Origin of the sequence: Vibrio sp. 10N.286.49.B3, from assembly GCF_002873395.1 — a bacterium.
In the GTDB taxonomy this organism is placed as follows: domain Bacteria; phylum Pseudomonadota; class Gammaproteobacteria; order Enterobacterales; family Vibrionaceae; genus Vibrio.
This window is the reverse complement of the sequence record NZ_MCUV01000068.1, coordinates 90936-110633: the sequence shown is the minus strand read 5'-3', so window position 1 is coordinate 110633 and position 19698 is coordinate 90936. Positions and strand designations below refer to the sequence as shown.

Annotated in this window: 20 protein-coding genes; 19 read left to right on the top strand and 1 reads right to left on the bottom strand. The window is 42.5% G+C overall.

All coding sequences use genetic code 11. The features are described 5' to 3' along the window. The first annotated feature begins 20 nt into the window (after positions 1–20). A complete protein-coding gene (gene secD, locus BCU68_RS16370; RefSeq protein WP_102565805.1) occupies positions 21–1877 on the top strand; it encodes a protein translocase subunit SecD in 1857 nt (618 codons plus the stop codon). Positions 1878–1901: 24 nt separating this feature from the next. Next, the gene (gene secF, locus BCU68_RS16365; protein ID WP_102565804.1) at positions 1902–2849 is read left to right on the top strand and encodes a protein translocase subunit SecF; all 948 of its coding nucleotides are present in this window, start codon (positions 1902–1904) and stop codon (positions 2847–2849) included. 215 nt (positions 2850–3064) lie between these two features. On the opposite strand, the gene suhB is transcribed toward secF, so the two are convergent. Further along, on the bottom strand, positions 3065–3874 hold the full coding sequence (gene suhB / locus BCU68_RS16360; RefSeq protein ID WP_102565803.1) for an inositol-1-monophosphatase: 810 nt from the start codon (positions 3872–3874) through the stop codon (positions 3065–3067). A gap of 262 nt (positions 3875–4136) precedes the next feature. Between suhB and trmJ the strand changes: the two genes are divergently transcribed. From trmJ to bamB, 17 genes are all read left to right on the top strand, one after another. Further along, a complete protein-coding gene (trmJ, locus tag BCU68_RS16355) occupies positions 4137–4868 on the top strand; it encodes a tRNA (cytosine(32)/uridine(32)-2'-O)-methyltransferase TrmJ (protein WP_102565802.1) in 732 nt (243 codons plus the stop codon). Positions 4869–4981: 113 nt separating this feature from the next. After that, positions 4982–5488: a Fe-S cluster assembly transcriptional regulator IscR gene (gene iscR, locus BCU68_RS16350; RefSeq protein WP_102565801.1), complete on the top strand. Its 507-nt coding sequence runs from the start codon at positions 4982–4984 to the stop codon at positions 5486–5488. Positions 5489–5515: 27 nt separating this feature from the next. After that, on the top strand, positions 5516–6730 hold the full coding sequence (locus BCU68_RS16345) for an IscS subfamily cysteine desulfurase (RefSeq protein ID WP_102565800.1): 1215 nt from the start codon (positions 5516–5518) through the stop codon (positions 6728–6730). Between the two features lie 33 nt (positions 6731–6763). Next, on the top strand, positions 6764–7147 hold the full coding sequence (gene iscU, locus BCU68_RS16340) for a Fe-S cluster assembly scaffold IscU (RefSeq protein ID WP_102565799.1): 384 nt from the start codon (positions 6764–6766) through the stop codon (positions 7145–7147). A gap of 73 nt (positions 7148–7220) precedes the next feature. Beyond that, entirely contained in the window at positions 7221–7544 is a 324-nt protein-coding gene (gene iscA, locus BCU68_RS16335) for an iron-sulfur cluster assembly protein IscA (protein WP_102565798.1), read from the top strand. Between the two features lie 74 nt (positions 7545–7618). Beyond that, positions 7619–8134, top strand: a complete 516-nt coding sequence (hscB, locus tag BCU68_RS16330) for a co-chaperone HscB (RefSeq protein WP_102565797.1) — start codon at positions 7619–7621, stop codon at positions 8132–8134. Positions 8135–8155: 21 nt separating this feature from the next. After that, positions 8156–10024 (top strand): Fe-S protein assembly chaperone HscA, encoded by a 1869-nt coding sequence (gene hscA, locus BCU68_RS16325; RefSeq protein WP_102565796.1) that lies wholly within the window; start codon positions 8156–8158, stop codon positions 10022–10024. A 22-nt stretch (positions 10025–10046) separates the two neighbouring features. Further along, positions 10047–10385 carry an ISC system 2Fe-2S type ferredoxin gene (gene fdx, locus BCU68_RS16320; RefSeq protein WP_102565795.1) on the top strand — a complete coding sequence of 113 codons (339 nt, stop codon included), beginning with the start codon at positions 10047–10049 and terminating at the stop codon, positions 10383–10385. Positions 10386–10432: 47 nt separating this feature from the next. After that, positions 10433–10633 carry a Fe-S cluster assembly protein IscX gene (gene iscX, locus BCU68_RS16315; RefSeq protein ID WP_102565794.1) on the top strand — a complete coding sequence of 67 codons (201 nt, stop codon included), beginning with the start codon at positions 10433–10435 and terminating at the stop codon, positions 10631–10633. A 170-nt stretch (positions 10634–10803) separates the two neighbouring features. Further along, positions 10804–12099, top strand: coding sequence for an aminopeptidase PepB (gene pepB / locus BCU68_RS16310; protein ID WP_102565793.1), 1296 nt, complete (start codon positions 10804–10806; stop codon positions 12097–12099). Between the two features lie 77 nt (positions 12100–12176). Then, positions 12177–12602: a nucleoside-diphosphate kinase gene (ndk, locus tag BCU68_RS16305; protein ID WP_102565792.1), complete on the top strand. Its 426-nt coding sequence runs from the start codon at positions 12177–12179 to the stop codon at positions 12600–12602. Positions 12603–12755: 153 nt separating this feature from the next. After that, on the top strand, positions 12756–13874 hold the full coding sequence (locus BCU68_RS16300; protein ID WP_102565791.1) for a bifunctional tRNA (adenosine(37)-C2)-methyltransferase TrmG/ribosomal RNA large subunit methyltransferase RlmN: 1119 nt from the start codon (positions 12756–12758) through the stop codon (positions 13872–13874). Positions 13875–14360: 486 nt separating this feature from the next. Next, entirely contained in the window at positions 14361–15284 is a 924-nt protein-coding gene (locus BCU68_RS16295; RefSeq protein WP_102565790.1) for a RodZ domain-containing protein, read from the top strand. A gap of 8 nt (positions 15285–15292) precedes the next feature. Further along, positions 15293–16417 carry a flavodoxin-dependent (E)-4-hydroxy-3-methylbut-2-enyl-diphosphate synthase gene (gene ispG / locus BCU68_RS16290; RefSeq protein WP_102565789.1) on the top strand — a complete coding sequence of 375 codons (1125 nt, stop codon included), beginning with the start codon at positions 15293–15295 and terminating at the stop codon, positions 16415–16417. A gap of 27 nt (positions 16418–16444) precedes the next feature. After that, positions 16445–17713: a histidine--tRNA ligase gene (gene hisS, locus BCU68_RS16285; protein ID WP_102565788.1), complete on the top strand. Its 1269-nt coding sequence runs from the start codon at positions 16445–16447 to the stop codon at positions 17711–17713. A gap of 73 nt (positions 17714–17786) precedes the next feature. Continuing rightward, positions 17787–18401 (top strand): YfgM family protein, encoded by a 615-nt coding sequence (locus BCU68_RS16280; RefSeq protein WP_102565787.1) that lies wholly within the window; start codon positions 17787–17789, stop codon positions 18399–18401. A 12-nt stretch (positions 18402–18413) separates the two neighbouring features. Beyond that, positions 18414–19571 (top strand): outer membrane protein assembly factor BamB, encoded by a 1158-nt coding sequence (bamB, locus tag BCU68_RS16275; protein ID WP_102565786.1) that lies wholly within the window; start codon positions 18414–18416, stop codon positions 19569–19571. Positions 19572–19698: the final 127 nt, after the last annotated feature.

Genomic DNA, 19698 nt, shown 5'->3' with positions numbered 1-19698 from the left:
ACAGCTAGAGGATCCTCGCTGTGCTAAACCGTTATCCGTTATGGAAGTATATAATGGTGGTGCTTGCCATTGCCATTGCTGCGCTTTATGCCCTTCCAAATATTTACGGTGAAGATCCGGCGATTCAAGTTACAGGGGCACGTGGTGCCTCTGTAGATATGTCGACGTTGGATGCTGTCACCAAAGCTCTTGATGAAAAGAGCATTTCCCCTAAATCCGTTGCATTAGAAAACGGTTCTATTCTTGTTCGTTTCAATGACACTGATACACAAATCAGTGCTCGAGATCTTGTGAGCGAAGCGTTAGGTAGTGACGTTATTGTTGCACTTAACCTTGCAGCAGCAACACCGAGCTGGCTTGAGTCTATCGGTGCTGAACCGATGAAACTTGGTCTTGATCTACGTGGTGGCGTTCACTTCTTAATGGAAGTGGATATGGGCGCTGCAATGGATAAGCTTGTTGCACAACAAGAAGAAGCGTTCCGTTCAGAATTGCGTGAAGAAAAAATACGCTATCGCTCAATTCGTCCATCAGGTAAGGAAACCGTTGAGGTTTTATTGCGTGATGAGGCGCAACTAGCCGATGCTAAGCGTGTTCTTTCGGAAAAACACCCAGATATGACGTTCCGTGATTCTGATGCGAATGGTCGTTTTGCTCTTGTTGCTTCTTTTACAGAAGCTCGCTTACAAGAAATTCGTAATTACGCTGTAGAACAAAACATCACGATTTTACGTAACCGTGTTAACGAGCTAGGTGTTGCTGAGCCGCTAGTACAGCGTCAAGGTGCAAGTCGTATTGTTGTTGAGCTTCCTGGTGTTCAAGATACCGCCCGTGCTAAAGAGATCCTTGGTGCAACGGCAACGCTTGAATTTAGAGAAGTTGATAGCCAAGCCGATTTAGCTGCAGCTGCGAGTGGTCGTGCTCCTGCTGGTAGTGAAATTAAGTTCGATCGTGACGGTCGTCCAGCGGTCTTGAAAAAGCGTGTCATTCTTGGCGGTTCAAGCATTACCGATGCAAGTTCAAGCGTGGATGAATATGGTCGCCCACAAGTTAACATCTCACTGGATAGTGAAGGTGGTAGCAAAATGTCAGCGTTCTCTCGTCAAAATATCGGCAAGCTAATGGCGACGGTATTTACCGAGTACAAAGACAGTGGTCGTAAAAATGCCGATGGTAATGTCATTCTTGCTAAGCATGAAGAAGTGATTAACCAAGCGACGATTCAATCTGCTTTAGGTCGTAACTTCCGCATAACTGGTATTGATTCAGCAGCTGAAGCGCATAACTTAGCACTTCTACTACGTGCCGGTGCTTTGATTGCCCCGATTACGATTGTTGAAGAGCGTACCATTGGTCCATCAATGGGTCAGCAAAACATCGACATGGGTATCATGGCGTGTGTTTGGGGTATGGCTGCGGTAATGCTGTTTGCGTTATTCTACTACCGTAAATTTGGCTTAATTGCGAACCTAGCATTATTTGCTAACTTGATTCTGATTATTGGTGTGATGTCGATGATCCCAGGGGCAACAATGACGCTTCCAGGTATCGCAGGTATCGTATTAACGGTTGGTATGGCGGTAGATGCAAACGTGCTTATCTTTGAGCGTATTCGTGAGGAACTACGAGATGGTCGTAATCCTCAACAAGCAATACACCAAGGTTATGCGAATGCATTTAGTACTATTGCTGATGCGAATATCACCACGCTAATGACGGCAATTATTTTATTTGCTGTCGGTACCGGTGCTATCAAAGGCTTTGCGGTAACACTTTCTATCGGTATTTTAACGTCAATGTTTACGGCGATTATCGGTACACGTTGTGTGGTTAATTTACTTTACGGCGGTAAACGCGTGAAGAAATTGTCGATCTAACTCTGTTGAACTAAGGGAAATGTGATGTTTCAAATTATGAAAGCAGACAAAACGATCGACTTTATGCGTTGGTCGAAGTTTGCCTTTGCTTTTTCTATCGTGATGATTGCGACTGCATTCTTTACTCTATCAACTAAGTGGTTGAATTGGGGTTTAGACTTTACTGGTGGCACATTAATCGAAGTGGGTTTTGAGCAACCAGCCAATCTTGAGGATATCCGTGGTGCACTTGAAGCAAAAGGCTTTGGTGATGCAACGGTACAGAACTTCGGTTCTGCTCGTGATGTGATGGTGCGTTTACGTCCACGTGATAATATGCAAGGTGAAGCACTAGGTAACCAGATCCTTTCTGCAATTGAGGAAGGGACAGGTGATAGTGTTGAAATGCGTCGAATTGAGTTTGTTGGTCCTAATGTCGGGGACGAGTTAACCGAGGCTGGTGGCTTAGCCATTTTAGTATCGTTAATTTGTATTCTGATTTATGTATCAATTCGCTTTGAGTGGCGTCTAGCTGCTGGTGCGGTACTAGCACTGGCACACGATGTTATTATTACTTTAGGTATCTTTTCATTATTACAAATCGAAGTTGATTTAACGATTGTTGCCGCCTTATTGACGGTGGTGGGTTACTCACTCAACGATACCATCGTTGTATTTGATCGCATTCGTGAAAACTTCCGTAAGATACGTAATGGTGAGCCAACAGATATCTTAAATGGTGCTATTACTCAAACACTGAGTCGTACGTTGATCACCTCAGCAACAACACTGTTTGTAGTTATCGCTTTGTTTACTCAAGGCGGAGCAATGATTCACGGTTTTGCCTTAGCACTATTGCTAGGTATTACAGTGGGTACATACTCATCAATCTATGTTGCTTCTGCTCTTGCTCTGAAATTAGGGATCACTCGTGAACACCTAATGCCAGTACAAATTGAGAAAGAAGGCGCTGAATTTGATGAAATGCCATAAGCATTAATCACTGTATTTTAAAAGCCGTTGGACTCTTGTTCAGCGGTTTTTTTATTTCTGTTTTTAGATACTTACTTTGATTGGTATGGTGTTGTTGGCTAGGTATCGGCTAAATCGAGATGAACATAGAAGGCATATATGACAGGTATAAAAAATGCCGACTAATGAAATTAGTCGGCATTTTTGTAATGGTTAAAGCGTTATAACAAACCTAATTATAGGTTGTTGAACATTGCTTGGTTACCATTTTCACGAATATGTTTTAGCATTGATTTTGCGCCACGAGCCGTTGAAGCAACGATGTTGCCAGACTTCATGTATTCAGTACCGCCAGCGAAGTCAGTAAGAATTGCACCAGCTTCACGAGCGATTAGATCGCCAGCTGCTAGATCCCAAGGCTTAAGACCTAGTTCGAAGTAACCGTCAACACGGCCAGCTGCTAGGTAGCATAAGCTTAGTGCTGGAACGCCAGAACTACGGAAATCAGCACACTCTGTAAATAGAGCAGAAGTGATTTTCATGAAAGATTCAGCGTGTTGCTTTTGCTGATGTGGGAAACCAACTGCTAGTGTTGTACCTTGAAGATCTTTCATAGGTTTAACACGTAGGCGAGCGTTGTTTAGTTGAGCACCAGCGCCACGTTGAGCTGTGAATAGCTCATTTAGCATTGGGTCATAAACACACGCAACTTCAGTACGACCATTCATACGAACAGCAATAGAAATAGCGAATTGAGGAAGGCCTTTAACGAAGTTATTCGTGCCATCTAGTGGGTCAATGATCCATTGAACATCAGAGTCTTTGCCATCAGTTAGGCCGCTTTCTTCAGCTACGATGCTGTGCTCAGGGTAAGAGCTTTTGATCGTGTCAATAATGATGTATTCCGCTTCTTGAGCGATGTTAGTAACAAGATCGTTGTTACCTTTTTGGCTTACTTCAATTTTATCAACAGTTTCTAGCGATTTAGCAATGTGATTGCCTGCTTTACGCGCAGCGCGAATAGCAATGTTTAGCATTGGATGCATATGGAATTTCCCAGCAGATGTTAAAGAACAGATTAAAGCGGCGGGGAGTATACCAAAGTTGAGTTAAAAGGGAAGTGGTTATTTTTTATTCTTTCTCATTTTCAAAGTGAGAGAAACATCACATTAGTATCGATAGCAGGAAAAATAAGCAGTTATCAGAAAATCGTGGCTTCTTTGCTTTGTCTGTCGCCTCTATATAGGGGGAGACCGTTTTTTATGTTACAATTTTTTAGTATTTGAATAAATGTGGTGCCTTTAAGTAATGTTAGATAATGTAAAAATCGTGTTAGTGGAAACGTCTCATCCAGGGAATATTGGTTCAGCCGCTCGTGCTATGAAAGTAATGGGCTTTTCTCAAATGGTATTGGTCAACCCGCAATGTGAAATTGATGCACAAACTCGTGCATTATCGGCAGGTGCGTTTGATATCGTAGAGAATGCTCAAATCGTACCAACACTTGAAGATGCCGTTTCTGATTGTGTGTTAGTGGTTGGGTCGAGTGCTCGTTCACGTACACTTGAGTGGCCAATGCTTGAGCCAAGGGAGTGTGGTGAAAAGTTTGTGATTGAAGGACAAGAGAAGCCAACAGCTTTAGTCTTTGGTCGTGAGCGTACTGGATTAACCAATGATGAGTTGCAGAAATGTCACTACCATGTGTGTATTCCAGCGAACCCAGAATACTCATCACTGAACTTAGCAATGGCCGTTCAGACGCTGAGCTATGAAATTCGTATTGCACACCTTAACCAAGAGAAAAGCCAGTTCCCAGTTCAAGAAGCAGAGACTTACCCTCGCCATAATGAGCTAGAAATGTTCTATACACACCTTGAAAAAGTGCTGCTTGATACTCAATTTATCTCTGAAGAGCAACCTGGTCAGGTGATGAATAAGCTACGTCGTTTATTTAGTCGAGCACGCCCAGATCTACAAGAAATTAATACGTTACGTGGTGTATTGACAGCAGTAGAGCGCTCAAGTGACAAGAAAAAATAACCACAATTAATTAATGGTTAAATACCTGACTGTTTTAGTCAAATAAATACTTGACCAAAACAGTCGGGTATGAAAAGATTCTAACCACATAATTAATGTGGGTACGGTGTATTATGAAGCTAACATCTAAAGGAAGATACGCGGTCACTGCGATGTTAGATGTCGCACTGCATTCGCAAAATGGTCCTGTACCATTGGCCTATATTTCAGAACGCCAAGGTATCTCGCTCTCTTATTTAGAACAGCTTTTCTCCAAACTACGTAAAGCAGGATTAGTGACCAGCATCCGTGGTCCTGGTGGTGGTTATCGCCTAGCGATTTCGGCAAATGAAATCGCGATAGGCGTTGTTATTTCAGCGGTTAATGAATCAGTAGATGCAACTAAGTGTCATGGTAAAGGAGGGTGTCAAGGTGGCAGTCGCTGCTTAACACATACTTTATGGCGCGATTTAAGCTCTCGCATTAGTGACTTCTTAAATAACATTACTCTTGGTGAGTTAATGGAAGATAATGACGTTCTTAAAATTTCAGGCCGACAAGATATCGATCTTGCGGTAAATCATGGGTTTGCACAAAAAAAGACTGACACCGCTCCCATCGGTGTTAATGTTCGCTCATAGGCGTGCATGCTTACATTGGAGTAGAAAATGAAACTGCCTATTTACTTTGACTATTCAGCAACTTGTCCAGTTGATCCTCGCGTAGCTGAAAAAATGGTTCAATGCATGACAATGGATGGCAACTTTGGTAACCCTGCATCTCGTTCGCACCGTTATGGTTGGCAGGCAGAAGAAGCGGTAGATAATGCTCGTGGCCAAATTGCTGATCTTCTTAACGCAGACCCACGTGAAATCGTCTTTACTTCTGGCGCGACTGAATCAGATAACCTTGCTATTAAAGGTGCCGCTCGATTTTATGGTAAAAAAGGTAAGCATATTATTACCTGTAAGACAGAGCATAAAGCGGTACTCGATCCATGTCGTCAACTTGAGCGTGAAGGGTTTGAGGTGACTTACCTTGCACCTGAATCAAACGGCATTATTGATTTAAATAAACTGCAAGATGCGATGCGAGAAGATACGGTTCTTGTTTCTATCATGCATGTAAATAATGAAATTGGTGTTATCCAAGATATTGCTTCTATTGGCGAGTTATGCCGAGAGCGCAAAATTATTTTCCACGTAGATGCGGCGCAGTCAGCGGGTAAGATCCCACTGGATGTACAAGAAATGAAAGTTGATCTTATTTCTTTGTCAGCACATAAAATCTATGGTCCAAAAGGTATCGGTGCTCTTTATGTTCGCCGTAAACCACGTATTCGTCTTGAAGCACAGATGCACGGCGGTGGTCATGAGCGTGGATTCCGTTCAGGCACACTAGCAACTCACCAAATTGTTGGTATGGGTGAAGCCTTTGCCGTTGCTAAACAAGATATGCAAAAAGATTTTGAGCATGCAAAAACATTGCGTGAACGTTTATTAAACGGTGTAAAAGATCTAGAAGCAGTCACAGTAAACGGTGACTTAGAGCAGCGTGTTCCACACAACTTAAATGTGAGCTTTGCATTTGTTGAAGGTGAATCACTGCTTATGTCTCTAAAAGATCTAGCGGTTTCATCGGGTTCTGCATGTACATCAGCAAGTCTTGAGCCATCGTACGTATTACGCGCTCTTGGCTTAAATGATGAGTTAGCGCATAGCTCAGTACGTTTTTCTTTTGGACGCTTTACAACAGAAGAAGAGATCGACTACGCAATTGAACAAATTCGTGTAGCGGTTAATAAATTACGCGACATGTCTCCTCTCTGGGATATGTATAAAGAAGGGATTGATCTGGACACGGTTGAGTGGTCACATCACTAATCTCAGGGAATTAGAGGACTCGAGGTAACTATTATGGCTTATAGCGAAAAAGTAATTGATCATTATGAAAACCCACGTAATGTTGGTGGCTTCGATAAAGAAGATCCAACTATTGGTAGTGGTATGGTTGGTGCACCAGCTTGTGGCGATGTAATGAAGCTACAAATTAAGGTGACGCCAGAAGGCATTATCGAAGATGCGAAATTCAAAACGTATGGTTGTGGTTCAGCCATTGCTTCTAGCTCACTGGTTACAGAGTGGGTTAAGGGTAAAAGTATTGATGAAGCAGCAGCGATTAAAAACTCTGAAATTGCTGATGAACTTGAATTACCACCAGTAAAAGTTCACTGCTCAATCTTAGCCGAAGATGCAATTAAAGCGGCTGTTGCTGATTACAAGAAAAAGCACGATCAATAAATAACGATATGGAGCGTTGTGAATAGCGCGCTCCCATTTTAAATTTAATCAATGAAAAGCGTAAGGTTGTAGTATGGCCATCACCATGACTGATGCGGCGGCAAGCCGAGTTAAAACATTCCTAGATAACCGAGGTAAAGGCGTTGGTTTACGTTTAGGTGTGAAAACGACAGGCTGTTCGGGCATGGCTTACGTGCTTGAATTCGTTGATGAGTTGAATGAAGAAGATCAAGTTTTTGAACATTCGGGTGTTAAAGTCATTATTGACCCTAAGAGTTTAGTTTACCTTGATGGAACCGAACTAGACTATGTTAAAGAAGGGCTTAATGAAGGCTTTGAATTTAATAACCCTAATTCAAAAAGTGAATGTGGTTGCGGTGAAAGCTTTACCGTTTAACGAGCAGTAGATAACTCTTCTAGGCTTATGATAAGTACTCCTTAGTTAAGCCTAGGTTTTAGGACTTGATTAACATGAACCATTTCGAATTATTTGGGCTACCACTTCAGTTTCAACTGGATGGTAGCCTTCTTTCCTCACAGTTTAGAGATCTGCAACGTCGCTTTCATCCTGATAACTTTGCGACTGCCTCTGATCATGAACGCTTACTTTCAGTACAGCAAGCGGCTCAAATCAATGATGCTTATCAAGTATTAAAAAAGCCTATTTCACGCGCCGAATACCTATTATCACTGCAAGGCATTGATCTCCGCTCTGAGCAGCAGACACTACAAGATCCAATGTTTCTTATGGAGCAAATGGAACTGCGTGAAACGCTGGAAGATATTGCCCACAGTAGTGATCCAGAAGATGCTTTATTTGAGTTTGAAGCCAATGTCAGCAACATGTTTAATCAGCATATTGCGGTAGTCGAGCAAGCCCTAGAAGATAACCTTTGGGAACATGCCGCTGATTATGTACGAAAGCTTAAATTTATTGCCAAACTAAAGAATGAAATAGAGTTAACCGAAGAACGTTTGCTCGGTTAGACCGAAGAATAAGGACCCATAATGGCACTACTTCAAATTGCAGAACCAGGTCAAAGCTCTGCGCCTCATGAGCATAAGTTGGCAGTTGGTATCGACTTAGGAACAACGAACTCACTCGTGGCCTCTGTTCGCAGTGGTAATGCATCGACTTTACAAGATGATCAAGAGCGTAGCATTTTGCCTTCAGTGGTGAATTACTCAACTGACGCTATGATCGTTGGTTATGAAGCTCGAGCAAAAGCAAAAACTGAACCGGCTAACACTATTATTTCAGTTAAGCGTTTAATTGGTCGCTCACTAGAAGATATTCAGCAGCGCTACCCAGTTTTACCTTACCAATTTGAAGCCAGTGATAATGGATTACCAATTCTTCAGACTCCTCAGGGGAATAAAAATCCAATTCAAGTTTCTGCTGATATTTTACGAGCATTAGGTCAGCGAGCAGAGTTAACACTTGGTGGAGAATTGTCAGGCGCAGTGATTACCGTTCCTGCATACTTTGATGACGCGCAGCGAGTTGCAACAAAAGACGCAGCAACCTTAGCTGGGCTTCATGTTTTACGTTTACTTAATGAACCCACTGCTGCTGCGATTGCTTACGGGCTTGATAGCGGTCAAGAGGGCGTAATTGCCGTTTATGACTTAGGTGGTGGTACTTTTGATATCTCTATCTTGCGTTTGTCAAAAGGCGTATTTGAGGTACTCGCAACCGGTGGTGACTCTTCTCTCGGCGGTGATGACTTTGATGAATTAATCGCTCAATCACTACTAGAACGCATTCGTTCAGAGCAGCCAGCATTAGAGCAACCATTAAGTGCAGAAAACTACCGCTCATTACTCGATGCAGCAACACAAGCAAAAATAGACCTATCAAATAACGACAGCGTTGAAGTCTCGACTTTAGGTTGGACGGGAATGCTGACGCGTGATGAATTTGAAGCATTAATCACACCACTTATCAAGAAAACACTATTTTCATGTCGTCGAGTGTTAAAAGATGCAGAAGTGAGTATTGATGAAGTGATTGAAGTTGTCATGGTGGGTGGTTCAACTCGCACGCCATTGGTACGTAATAAAGTTGGTGAGTTCTTCCAGCGTCCGCCACTGACGACAATCAATCCCGATGAAGTTGTTGCCATTGGTGCTGCAATTCAAGCGGATATTCTAGCTGGCAACAAACCCGATTCAGAAATGCTACTGCTTGATGTCATCCCACTATCTCTTGGTATCGAGACCATGGGTGGATTAGTTGAAAAGATTATCCCACGCAACACCACTATTCCCGTTGCACGTGCGCAAGAGTTTACCACTTTTAAAGATGGTCAAACGGCAATGTCAGTGCATGTCGCGCAAGGGGAACGAGAATTAATCGATGATTGTCGTTCATTGGCGCGTTTCTCTTTAAAGGGTATCCCTCCAATGGCTGCTGGTGCTGCGCATATCCGTGTCACCTACCAAGTGGATGCAGATGGTCTATTATCTGTGACAGCGATGGAGAAGAGCACCGGCGTTCAATCTGAGATACAAGTGAAGCCTTCTTACGGGCTTAGCGATAATGAAGTGGCTGATATGCTTAAAGACTCGATGACGTATGCGCAAGAAGACATGGATGCTCGTACTTTAGCAGAACAGAGAGTGGAAGCGGACCGAGTGATCGAAGGCTTAATTTCTGCCATGCAAGCGGATGGTGATGAGTTGTTATCTGAGCAAGAAAAACCAGCACTGCTTAACGCGATAGAGAATTTAATCCAGCTGCGTAATGCTGATAATGCCAATGCGATAGAGCAGGGCATTAAAGACTTAGATAAAGCGAGCCAAGATTTTGCTTCACGTCGAATGGATAAATCAATTCGCTTGGCGCTATCAGGACAATCAGTAAATGATATTTAACCAATAAAGTACGAGATAGAAAATGCCTAAAATTATTGTGTTACCACATGAAGACTTATGCCCTGAAGGTGCGGTTCTTGAAGCGCAAGCAGGTGAAACGGTACTCGATGTTGCATTGAAAAATGGAATTGGAATTGAGCACGCATGTGAAAAATCATGTGCATGTACAACCTGTCATATTGTAGTTCGTGAAGGGTTTGATTCATTAGAAGAGAGCGATGAACTAGAAGATGACATGCTAGACAAAGCGTGGGGCTTAGAGCCGGAGTCTCGTCTAGGTTGTCAAGCGTGTGTGAGCAATGAAGACTTAGTGGTAGAGATCCCAAAATATACTCTAAACCACGCTTCAGAAGATCACTAATACAGCGATACTATCAGCAATAATAAATAGCCAACAAGGAGTCAGTGATGAGTTTGAAATGGATAGATTCACGCGATATAGCCATTGAGTTATGCGATTTATACCCTGATACCGATCCTAAAACGGTGCGATTTACCGACCTTAATCAGTGGATCATGGATCTTGAGGATTTTGATGATGACCCAAGTCACTGCAATGAAAAAGTGCTTGAAGCCGTGATCCTCTGTTGGATGGATGAAGCGGATTAATCACACAAACAGCAAATATTGCTGATAGAGTGCAAAAAAATGACAAAAAACGGACCTTAAGGTCCGTTTTTTTATCCAATTGACATTTACTCACTACATAATGGTAACATTAAATCATAAAGTAATAGCATCAAGGGAATGAACGATTTCCTTAGCTCATAGGAGAAACAATGTCGATACAAATGTCAGTATTTATCAGTCAAGAAGCTGCCCAGCCTCAGTGGGGAGCAAACGCAATTTTATCTTTTGCTGAAAATGGTGTAACCATTCACGCTACACAAAATGTAGATTTGAATATTATCCAACGAGCGGCGCGTAAGTTAGATGGGCAAGGAATTAAATCGGTTCAGTTAGAAGGTGAGCGTTGGGACTTAGAAGCGATTTGGGCTTTTTACCAAGGTTATCGTGAAGCGAAAAAAACGACCAAACTAGAGTGGTCTCCTTTAGAAGAGCCAGCTCAGAAAGAGTTGGAAGCGCGTATTACCGTTTCAAATTGGACACGCGACATTATCAATAAAAGTGGTGAAGAAGTCGCACCTCGCCAACTTGCGAGCATGGCCGCAGAATTTATCAAATCTATTGCGCCAAAAGGAACTGTGAAGGCTAAAATTGTAAAAGATAAAGATTTATTAACAGAAGGCTGGCAGGGTATCTATGCGGTTGGTCGTGGTTCTGAACGTACATCAGCGATGCTTCAACTGGACTACAACCCAACGGGTGATGAAAACGCACCGGTTTTTGCTTGTCTAGTGGGCAAAGGGATCACTTTTGATTCTGGCGGCTATAGCTTAAAACCTTCTAACTTCATGACAGCGATGAAGTCAGACATGGGTGGGGCAGCAACCGTTACGGGTGGTTTTGCTCTGGCTATTCAGCGTGGTCTTAATAAGCGCGTTAAACTGATTTTATGTTGTGCTGAGAATATGATCTCAGGTCGAGCACTGAAACTTGGCGATGTGATCAAGTACAAAAATGGCAAAACCGTTGAAATCATGAATACTGATGCTGAAGGTCGTTTAGTTTTAGCTGATGGCTTGATGTATGCAAGCGAACAAAATCCTGAGCTGATCATTGACTGTGCAACCCTAACTGGCGCAGCAAAGAATGCGTTAGGTAATGATTACCACGCACTAATGAGCTTTGATACTGAGCTTTCTAATCAAGCGCTGCAGTGTGCACAATTAGAGCAAGAAGGATTATGGCCATTACCACTTGCAGAGTTCCACCGTGGTATGCTGCCTTCAAGCTTTGCTGATCTATCGAACATAGGGAGCGGTGACTACTCTCCAGGTGCTAGTACTGCAGCTGCGTTTTTGTCGTACTTTGTGACTGATTATAAAAAAGGGTGGCTGCACTTTGATTGTGCTGGTACTTACCGTAAAGCAGCAACCGATAAATGGTCAGCTGGTGGCACAGGTATGGGCGTAAGAACGTTAGCCCGTATTCTAACTGAGCAAGCAAAATAGTAATAAGATTTAAGCAGTCTTCACCAGGCTGCTCAATGTCCATATAACTAACTATAAGAAAGAAGGATGCCTTAACTATGGCTTTAGAAAGAACATTTTCTATCGTAAAACCCGATGCAGTGGAGCGTAACTTGATTGGTGAAATTTACCATCGAATTGAGAAGGCTGGTCTACGTGTGATCGCAGCAAAAATGGTCCATTTAAACGAAGACCAAGCAAGCGGCTTTTATGCTGAGCATGAAGGGAAAGCATTTTTTCCACATTTAAAAGCATTTATGACTTCAGGCCCAATTATGGTTCAAGTGCTTGAAGGTGAAGATGCGATTTGTCGTTACCGTGAGCTAATGGGTAAAACGAACCCAGAAGACGCGGCATGCGGCACTATACGCTCTGATTATGCATTAAGCATGCGTCACAACTCGGTACATGGTTCAGATAGCCCAGAGTCAGCAGCGCGTGAAATTGAATTCTTTTTCCCTGCTTCTGAAATCTGCCCAAGATAAAAAATATCTTTCTTAGAAAAGGAGGCTTTGGCTTCCTTTTCCATGCCATCAAGTAATCCCTTAATTGAAGTGTGGCTTTACAAAGCTTGTTGTCCCTGCCTAAAGGCTGTACAATTCGCGCCCTTAAATATCGTTACATCAATGAGAGGCACCATGACCACGACTAAAGTCAATCTACTCGATCTAGACCGTAAAAGTCTTCGTAAATATTTTGCAGAAGAGCTAGGTGAAAAAGCATTCCGAGCAGATCAAATTATGAAGTGGATGTATCACTTTGGTGTTGATGATTTCGATGCAATGAATAACATCAACAAAAAATTACGCGAAAAGCTAAAGCAAGTTGCTGAAATTAAAGCACCCGTTGTTTCAGAAGCTCAGCATTCAGAAGATGGCACCATTAAATGGGCTATGCGTGTTGGCGATCAAGATGTTGAAACGGTATATATTCCTGACGGTGATCGTGCAACGTTATGTGTATCATCTCAGGTCGGTTGTGCACTGGCATGTACATTCTGTTCAACAGCGCAGCAAGGCTTTAACCGTAACTTAAAAGTATCGGAAATTGTCGGTCAAATCTGGCGTGCAGCTCGCGAAATTGGTTTAGAGAAAGAAACCGGTCGCCGCCCAATTACTAACGTCGTTATGATGGGTATGGGTGAGCCACTGCTTAACATGAAGAACTTAATTCCATCATTGGAAATTATGCTTGATGATCTTGGCTTTGCACTTTCTAAGCGTCGAGTAACCGTATCTACATCAGGTGTTGTTTCTGGTCTTGATCAAATGACAGACAATATTGATGTAGCATTAGCCATTTCACTTCATGCACCAACCGATGAATTGCGTAGCGAAATTATGCCAATTAACGATCGTTGGAATATTGAAGACTTCTTAGCATCAGTTCGCCGCTATATCGCCTCTTCAAATGCAAACCGTGGCCGCGTGACTGTTGAGTATGTTTTACTGGATCATGTTAATGATGACATGCAACACGCACATCAACTTGCTGAGCTATTAAAAGACACACCAGCGAAAATTAACTTAATCCCATTTAATCCATACCCAGGTTCGCCTTATAAAAAGCCGAGCAACTCACGTATTGACCGTTTCCAAAAAACATTAATGCAGTACGATTACACGGTGACAGTACGTAAGACTCGCGGTGATGATATCGATGCAGCTTGTGGTCAACTTGTTGGCGATGTGATTGATAGAACTAAGCGTACAAAGCAAAAATTGGCGGAAAATAGCATCCCAGTAAAAACGCTATAATTTGATTAAATAGTCAATAACTAATAGACCAGAAGCTCATCCTTCTGGTTTATTTGTATTTACTGTAAGCAAATGTTTTGGAAGATAAAAATAGAGTGAGGGTCAGTTTTCTCTCTTTTTCTGGTGATTTTATTGCAAAACCTTGAACTAAGAGCAATTTTTGTCGAAAGAGTTTTTATCTACTGCCTAGATTAGCTTATGATTATGATTTTTTTTGTTTATTGCAAATTAAGCAATATATAACGGTAAGATAGTATAAACTGATAACGTACGGAATTAATGGTAATCGATAGCCGCACGATGACGTAATGAAAATGTCATCAATCATCAGCAGTATCAATTAGCGTAAAATCGACCACTTTTAAATCTTCACGATGATAGAAGTAAAGTCCATCCATGTACCTATCATATAATGAGTTTAGGCTGCCTTATAAAAAGAATAAATGACCTAATCCAACATGATAATTAACAAGAAGCAAAAATCTTATGAGTACAGAACAAGAGAAAATGACGGAATATAACCACACTGATGCTGGTACTTTATTAAGAGAAAAGCGTGAATCGTTAGGGTTAACTCAACAACAAGTTGCTCAGAGATTAAAATTAAAAGTTACTCTTATTCAAAAACTAGAATCCAATGATTGTGGTGAAGAACAGGTCGCTACCTTTATACGTGGTTACTATCGCTCTTATGCTAAGGTCGTTTCTTTAGATGAAAACCTAGTATTAGCAGCGCTTGATCATGCAGGGGATGCTCAGCATGAAGAGCAAGAGATGCAGAGTTTTTCACGTAAACGAAATGTCGCAAAACACAATAGTCGTGTAATGAAAGTGACTTGGGGTATTTTTGCCGTTATCTTTGGCATCTCAAGTGTCTGGTGGTGGCAAAATCAGCAACAAGATACGCTCTCTATTGCTTTGTCGGAAGCGGCGAAAAATAATGAGCAAGTGGAAGTGGTCGCTGAAGTTAGCGAACCTACTGCTATTGCTCCCGTTGAAGTTGAAGAGGTTGTTACGCTAAATGCTGATAGCGTCGTATCGGCTTCTGACTCAGCATTAGTCGCTGGCACTGAAGCAGAAGAGGCCAACACTGATGAGTCTCTACTTGCAGCAGAAGAAGTTATTGCGGAGCCAGTAGAACCTGACGTTGTGATCCCTGCCTTACCTGCAGGTCATAAAGCGATGGAGCTAGGCTTTAGTGCTGATTGTTGGATTCAAGTTAAAGATGCTAACGGCAAAATTTTATCAAGTGGCTTACAAAAACCAGGTCAGCAAGTAAGTTTGACGGGTAAAGCACCATTTAAAATCATTCTAGGTGCGCCAGAGGGCGTTACCATGACATTTGCAAGTGAACCGGTCGACCTTTCTGGGTATACTTCCGGTAAAGTAGCAAAATTCACATTACCTTAGAAGCGAATATGCAACACGAATCTCCTATTATACGTCGCCCATCGACACGAATTTACGTGGGCGATGTGCCAATCGGTGATGGTGCACCCATTGCTGTACAATCGATGACCAATACTCGCACAACAGATGTTGCTGCAACGGTTGCTCAAATTAAAGCCTTGGAAAAAGTAGGGGCTGATATCGTACGTGTATCAGTGCCAACGATGGAAGCGGCTGAAGCTTTTAAGCTTATTAAGCAGCAAGTCTCCGTTCCTTTGGTTGCCGATATTCATTTTGATTATCGTATCGCACTTAAAGTCGCTGAATATGGCGTCGATTGTTTACGTATCAACCCAGGCAACATTGGCAATGAAGCGCGTATTCGCTCAGTTGTTGATTGCGCTCGTGATAAAAACATTCCTATCCGTATTGGTGTGAATGGTGGATCGCTTGAAAAAGAAATCCAGATGAAATATCGCGAACCGACACCAGCAGCTCTTGCTGAATCTGCGATGCGCCATGTTGATATCCTTGACCGCTTGAACTTTGATCAATTTAAAGTCAGTGTGAAAGCATCCGATGTCTTTCTGGCAGTTGATTCATATCGTTTACTTGCCAAACAAATTGATCAACCTTTACACCTTGGTATTACTGAAGCGGGCGGTGCTCGTGCAGGTTCAGTAAAATCAGCGGTGGGTCTAGGTATGCTATTGGCCGAAGGTATTGGTGATACATTAAGAATTTCTTTAGCAGCCGATCCTGTTGAAGAGATCAAAGTTGGCTTTGATATTTTAAAATCACTGCGCATTCGCTCTCGTGGTATTAATTTTATCGCTTGCCCAAGTTGTTCTCGCCAGGAGTTTGATGTTATCAATACCGTCAACTCATTAGAGCAACGCCTAGAAGATATCATCACACCAATGGATGTTTCGATTATTGGTTGTGTGGTTAATGGTCCAGGTGAAGCAGAAGTTTCACATATGGGTATTGCCGGCGGTAATAAGAAGAGTGCTTTCTATGAAGATGGTAAGCGCCAAAAAGAACGTTTTGATAACGATGATCTGGTTGATAAACTAGAAGCGAAAATTCGAGCGAAAGCTTCAATGTTAGATGCTCAAAACCGCATCGACATCACCAGTGTTGAAGATAAGTAATCTCACCAGATATAACGGTAATTTATTGTGGCAAAAAATATTCAAGCAATTCGAGGCATGAACGATTGTCTCCCTACACAGTCTCCACTTTGGCAAAAAGTAGAAGGCGCAGTAAAAAATGTTATTAGTGCGTATGGCTACAATGAAGTGCGTATGCCTATCGTCGAAATGACGAATCTATTTAGCCGTGCTATTGGTGAAGTCACCGATGTGGTTGAAAAAGAGATGTACACGTTCGAAGACCGCAATGGTGATAGCTTATCATTACGCCCAGAGGGTACTGCTGGTTGTGTTCGTTCTGGTATCGAGAATGGTTTGTTATATAACCAAGAACAGCGCTTATGGTACATGGGTCCAATGTTCCGCCATGAACGCCCGCAAAAAGGTCGTTACCGCCAATTCCACCAATGTGGTGTTGAAGTATTTGGCTTAAATGGTCCTGATGTTGATGCTGAACTTATCATGATGACAGCACGTTTATGGCGTGAGTTAGGCATTGATAAGCATGTTCGTTTAGAGTTGAACTCAATTGGTTCACTAGACGATCGCGCTAACTACCGCACTGCATTGATTGCTTTCCTAGAGCAGCATATCGATATCTTAGATGACGATTGCAAGCGTCGCATGCACACAAATCCGCTGCGTGTTCTTGATACTAAGAACCCAGAAATTCAAGCCGTACTCGTCGATGCTCCTATGCTATCTGACTACTTAGGTGAAGAATCAAAAGCGCATTTTGCCGGTTTATGTGAACTTCTTGATGCTGCAGGTATCGAATACCAAGTCAATCAACGTTTAGTGCGTGGATTAGATTACTACAACCGCACAGTATTTGAGTGGATTACAGAAAGCCTAGGTGCTCAAGGTACCGTATGTGGCGGTGGTCGCTATGACGGTTTAGTAGAACAGTTAGGTGGTAAAGCAACACCGGCTGTCGGCTTTGCTATGGGTCTAGAGCGTCTAGTTCTGATGATGGAAACCTTAGAGCTAACAGAAGTTCGTCGCAATGTTGATGCTTACCTAGTTACGGCTGGTGAAGGCACAATGATGGCTGGTATGAAGCTAGCAGAGCAACTTCGTGAATCCGTTCCAGGTCTACGAGTTATGACACACTTCGGTGGTGGTAACTTTAAAAAGCAATTTAAGCGTGCAGATAAAGTCGGTGCGGTTGTTGCCCTTGTTCTGGGTGAAAATGAAGTTGCTGAAAATACGGTTGTATTTAAAGATTTAGTGGCTGGTGAGCAAGAAGTGATTTCTCAAGCAGACGTTGCGGCAAAATTAGCAAAATTAATTTAATCCAATAATAACGAAAAAATAAGCGATGGTATTATGCCGTCGCTTTTAATATTTAGAATTAAGAGGACAGGAAGTGGAACTCTACGACAGCGAAGAACAACAAGTTGAAGCCATTAAAGATTGGTGGAGAGAAAACGGTAAAGCGGTAATTTTGGGTGCAGTGATTGGTTTGGGTGGCTTATTTGGTTGGCGTTATTACCAAGACTCAGTTATCGAAGGGCAAGAAGTCGCATCATCAAATTACACTGTAGCTATGACTTCTTTAATGACTCAAGGCTCAGATGCAAACAATGATGTTCAAGCATTTATCGATGCCAATGGTGACACAGAGTATTCAGTTCTTGCAGCACTTCAGTTAGCAAAAGTACAAATTGAAGCTGGTGACGTAGAGCAAGCTTTAGCTCAATTAGAGTGGGCGAAGTCAGCAACAAAAGATGAAGCGCTGCTACCGCTTGTTACTTACCGAGTAGCACGTGTTAAAGCTGAGCTAGCTAACTTTGATGGTGCATTAACGGATCTTGATTCGATTGTTGATGAAGCTTGGACTGGTCGTGTTGCTGAACTACGTGGTGATATTGCTCTACGTAAAGGTGATGATGACGCTGCTTACCGTGCATATACGGAAGCTCAACAAGCGGCAGATGCAAGCCAAACACTTCAAGTTAAATTGGATGATCTTGCTAAGTAAGGACAGTTGTTAATGAAAAGAATGTTCCGTAAAGCGCTTTTATGCGCAGTTGTGCTTGGTACGGTTGTTGGGTGTGCGAGCGAAGAAGATACCATCATTATGGCACCAGTGCCTTTGGTAACCAGTGAGTTTACACCTGAGAGCAGTTGGTCGACATCCATAGGGAAAGGCGTTGGTCACTATTTTTCAAAATTAAGCCCTGCATTTGCTTACGGAAAATTATTCATTGCAAGTCGAGATGGCGAAGTAAAGGCTTTAGATCCTGATACGGGTAAAACCATTTGGAAGCAAAACCTAAAAGGTGACACTCATGCGCGTCTTTCTGGTGGAGTAACCGCTGCTTACAGCCTGCTATTTATTGGTAGTGAAAACGGTGAACTGATTGCTTTAGATGAAGAGACGGGTGAAGAGCAATGGCGCTCTCAAGTTAACGGTGAAATTTTATCTTCACCAGTTGCTGATAGTAATTTAATTATCATTCATTCTAGTCGCGGCATGGTTATCGCGTTTGACTACCAAACTGGCGAAGAAAAATGGGCATTAAGTACTGAGGTTCCTAACCTAACTTTGCGTGGTGACAGTACACCGGTTGCGATGGGTGGCGGTATCTTCTGGGGTACAGCAAATGGCCGTTTAGCAGCAGCGATCGCAGAACGTGGTCAATTAATCTGGCAACAACCGATTGGTACGCCAAAAGGGGCAACGGAAATTGATCGCTTAGTTGATGTGGACTCTTCGCCTATCGTATTAGGTGGAACTCTGTATGTCGTTGGTTTTAATGGTCAGCTTGTCGCTATCGATTTACGTTCTGGTAATCCAATTTGGAAGCGTAACTACTCTTCATCAACCAATATGGGTACTGATGCGAGTCGTTTATTTGTTGTTACTGAGCTTGACCATTTAGCGGCAGTTGATGTTCGCAGTGGTACTGAGCTATGGACGAACAAAGAGCTTGAGCATCGTCAACTAACAGCACCAGTTATGATTAACGGTTATGTTGTCGTTGGTGATAGCGAAGGTTATTTACACTGGCTTGATCGTTCAACGGGTGAGTTTGTTGCTCAACAGATGGTGAATGATAGTGGTTTTGCTGTCGGTCCGATGGCTTTATCTGATGGCTATGTTGTTGTTAGCCGCGACGGTAGTGTAAAGAAACTGCAAATCAAGTAGTAGAACGTGATACAATTCACATTCGGCTCCTGGCTGTTATAGTCAGGAGCCGTTTTATTGCTGAAATAGGGATATTCGCAATCAAAAATAAATAAGCATGTGGTTATAGGTAAAAAAACTAGGTAGA

Coding starts and splice junctions, on each gene's coding strand:
- suhB (WP_102565803.1), bottom strand. CDS start 3,874: ATGCATCCAATGCTAAACATTGCTATTCGCGCTGCGCGTAAAGCAGGC.
- fdx (WP_102565795.1), top strand. CDS start 10,047: ATGCCTAAAATTATTGTGTTACCACATGAAGACTTATGCCCTGAAGGT.
- pepB (WP_102565793.1), top strand. CDS start 10,804: ATGTCGATACAAATGTCAGTATTTATCAGTCAAGAAGCTGCCCAGCCT.
- ispG (WP_102565789.1), top strand. CDS start 15,293: ATGCAACACGAATCTCCTATTATACGTCGCCCATCGACACGAATTTAC.
- secF (WP_102565804.1), top strand. CDS start 1,902: ATGTTTCAAATTATGAAAGCAGACAAAACGATCGACTTTATGCGTTGG.
- trmJ (WP_102565802.1), top strand. CDS start 4,137: ATGTTAGATAATGTAAAAATCGTGTTAGTGGAAACGTCTCATCCAGGG.
- iscA (WP_102565798.1), top strand. CDS start 7,221: ATGGCCATCACCATGACTGATGCGGCGGCAAGCCGAGTTAAAACATTC.
- BCU68_RS16345 (WP_102565800.1), top strand. CDS start 5,516: ATGAAACTGCCTATTTACTTTGACTATTCAGCAACTTGTCCAGTTGAT.
- iscR (WP_102565801.1), top strand. CDS start 4,982: ATGAAGCTAACATCTAAAGGAAGATACGCGGTCACTGCGATGTTAGAT.
- hscA (WP_102565796.1), top strand. CDS start 8,156: ATGGCACTACTTCAAATTGCAGAACCAGGTCAAAGCTCTGCGCCTCAT.
- iscX (WP_102565794.1), top strand. CDS start 10,433: ATGAGTTTGAAATGGATAGATTCACGCGATATAGCCATTGAGTTATGC.
- ndk (WP_102565792.1), top strand. CDS start 12,177: ATGGCTTTAGAAAGAACATTTTCTATCGTAAAACCCGATGCAGTGGAG.
- BCU68_RS16295 (WP_102565790.1), top strand. CDS start 14,361: ATGAGTACAGAACAAGAGAAAATGACGGAATATAACCACACTGATGCT.
- BCU68_RS16300 (WP_102565791.1), top strand. CDS start 12,756: ATGACCACGACTAAAGTCAATCTACTCGATCTAGACCGTAAAAGTCTT.
- iscU (WP_102565799.1), top strand. CDS start 6,764: ATGGCTTATAGCGAAAAAGTAATTGATCATTATGAAAACCCACGTAAT.
- hscB (WP_102565797.1), top strand. CDS start 7,619: ATGAACCATTTCGAATTATTTGGGCTACCACTTCAGTTTCAACTGGAT.
- bamB (WP_102565786.1), top strand. CDS start 18,414: ATGAAAAGAATGTTCCGTAAAGCGCTTTTATGCGCAGTTGTGCTTGGT.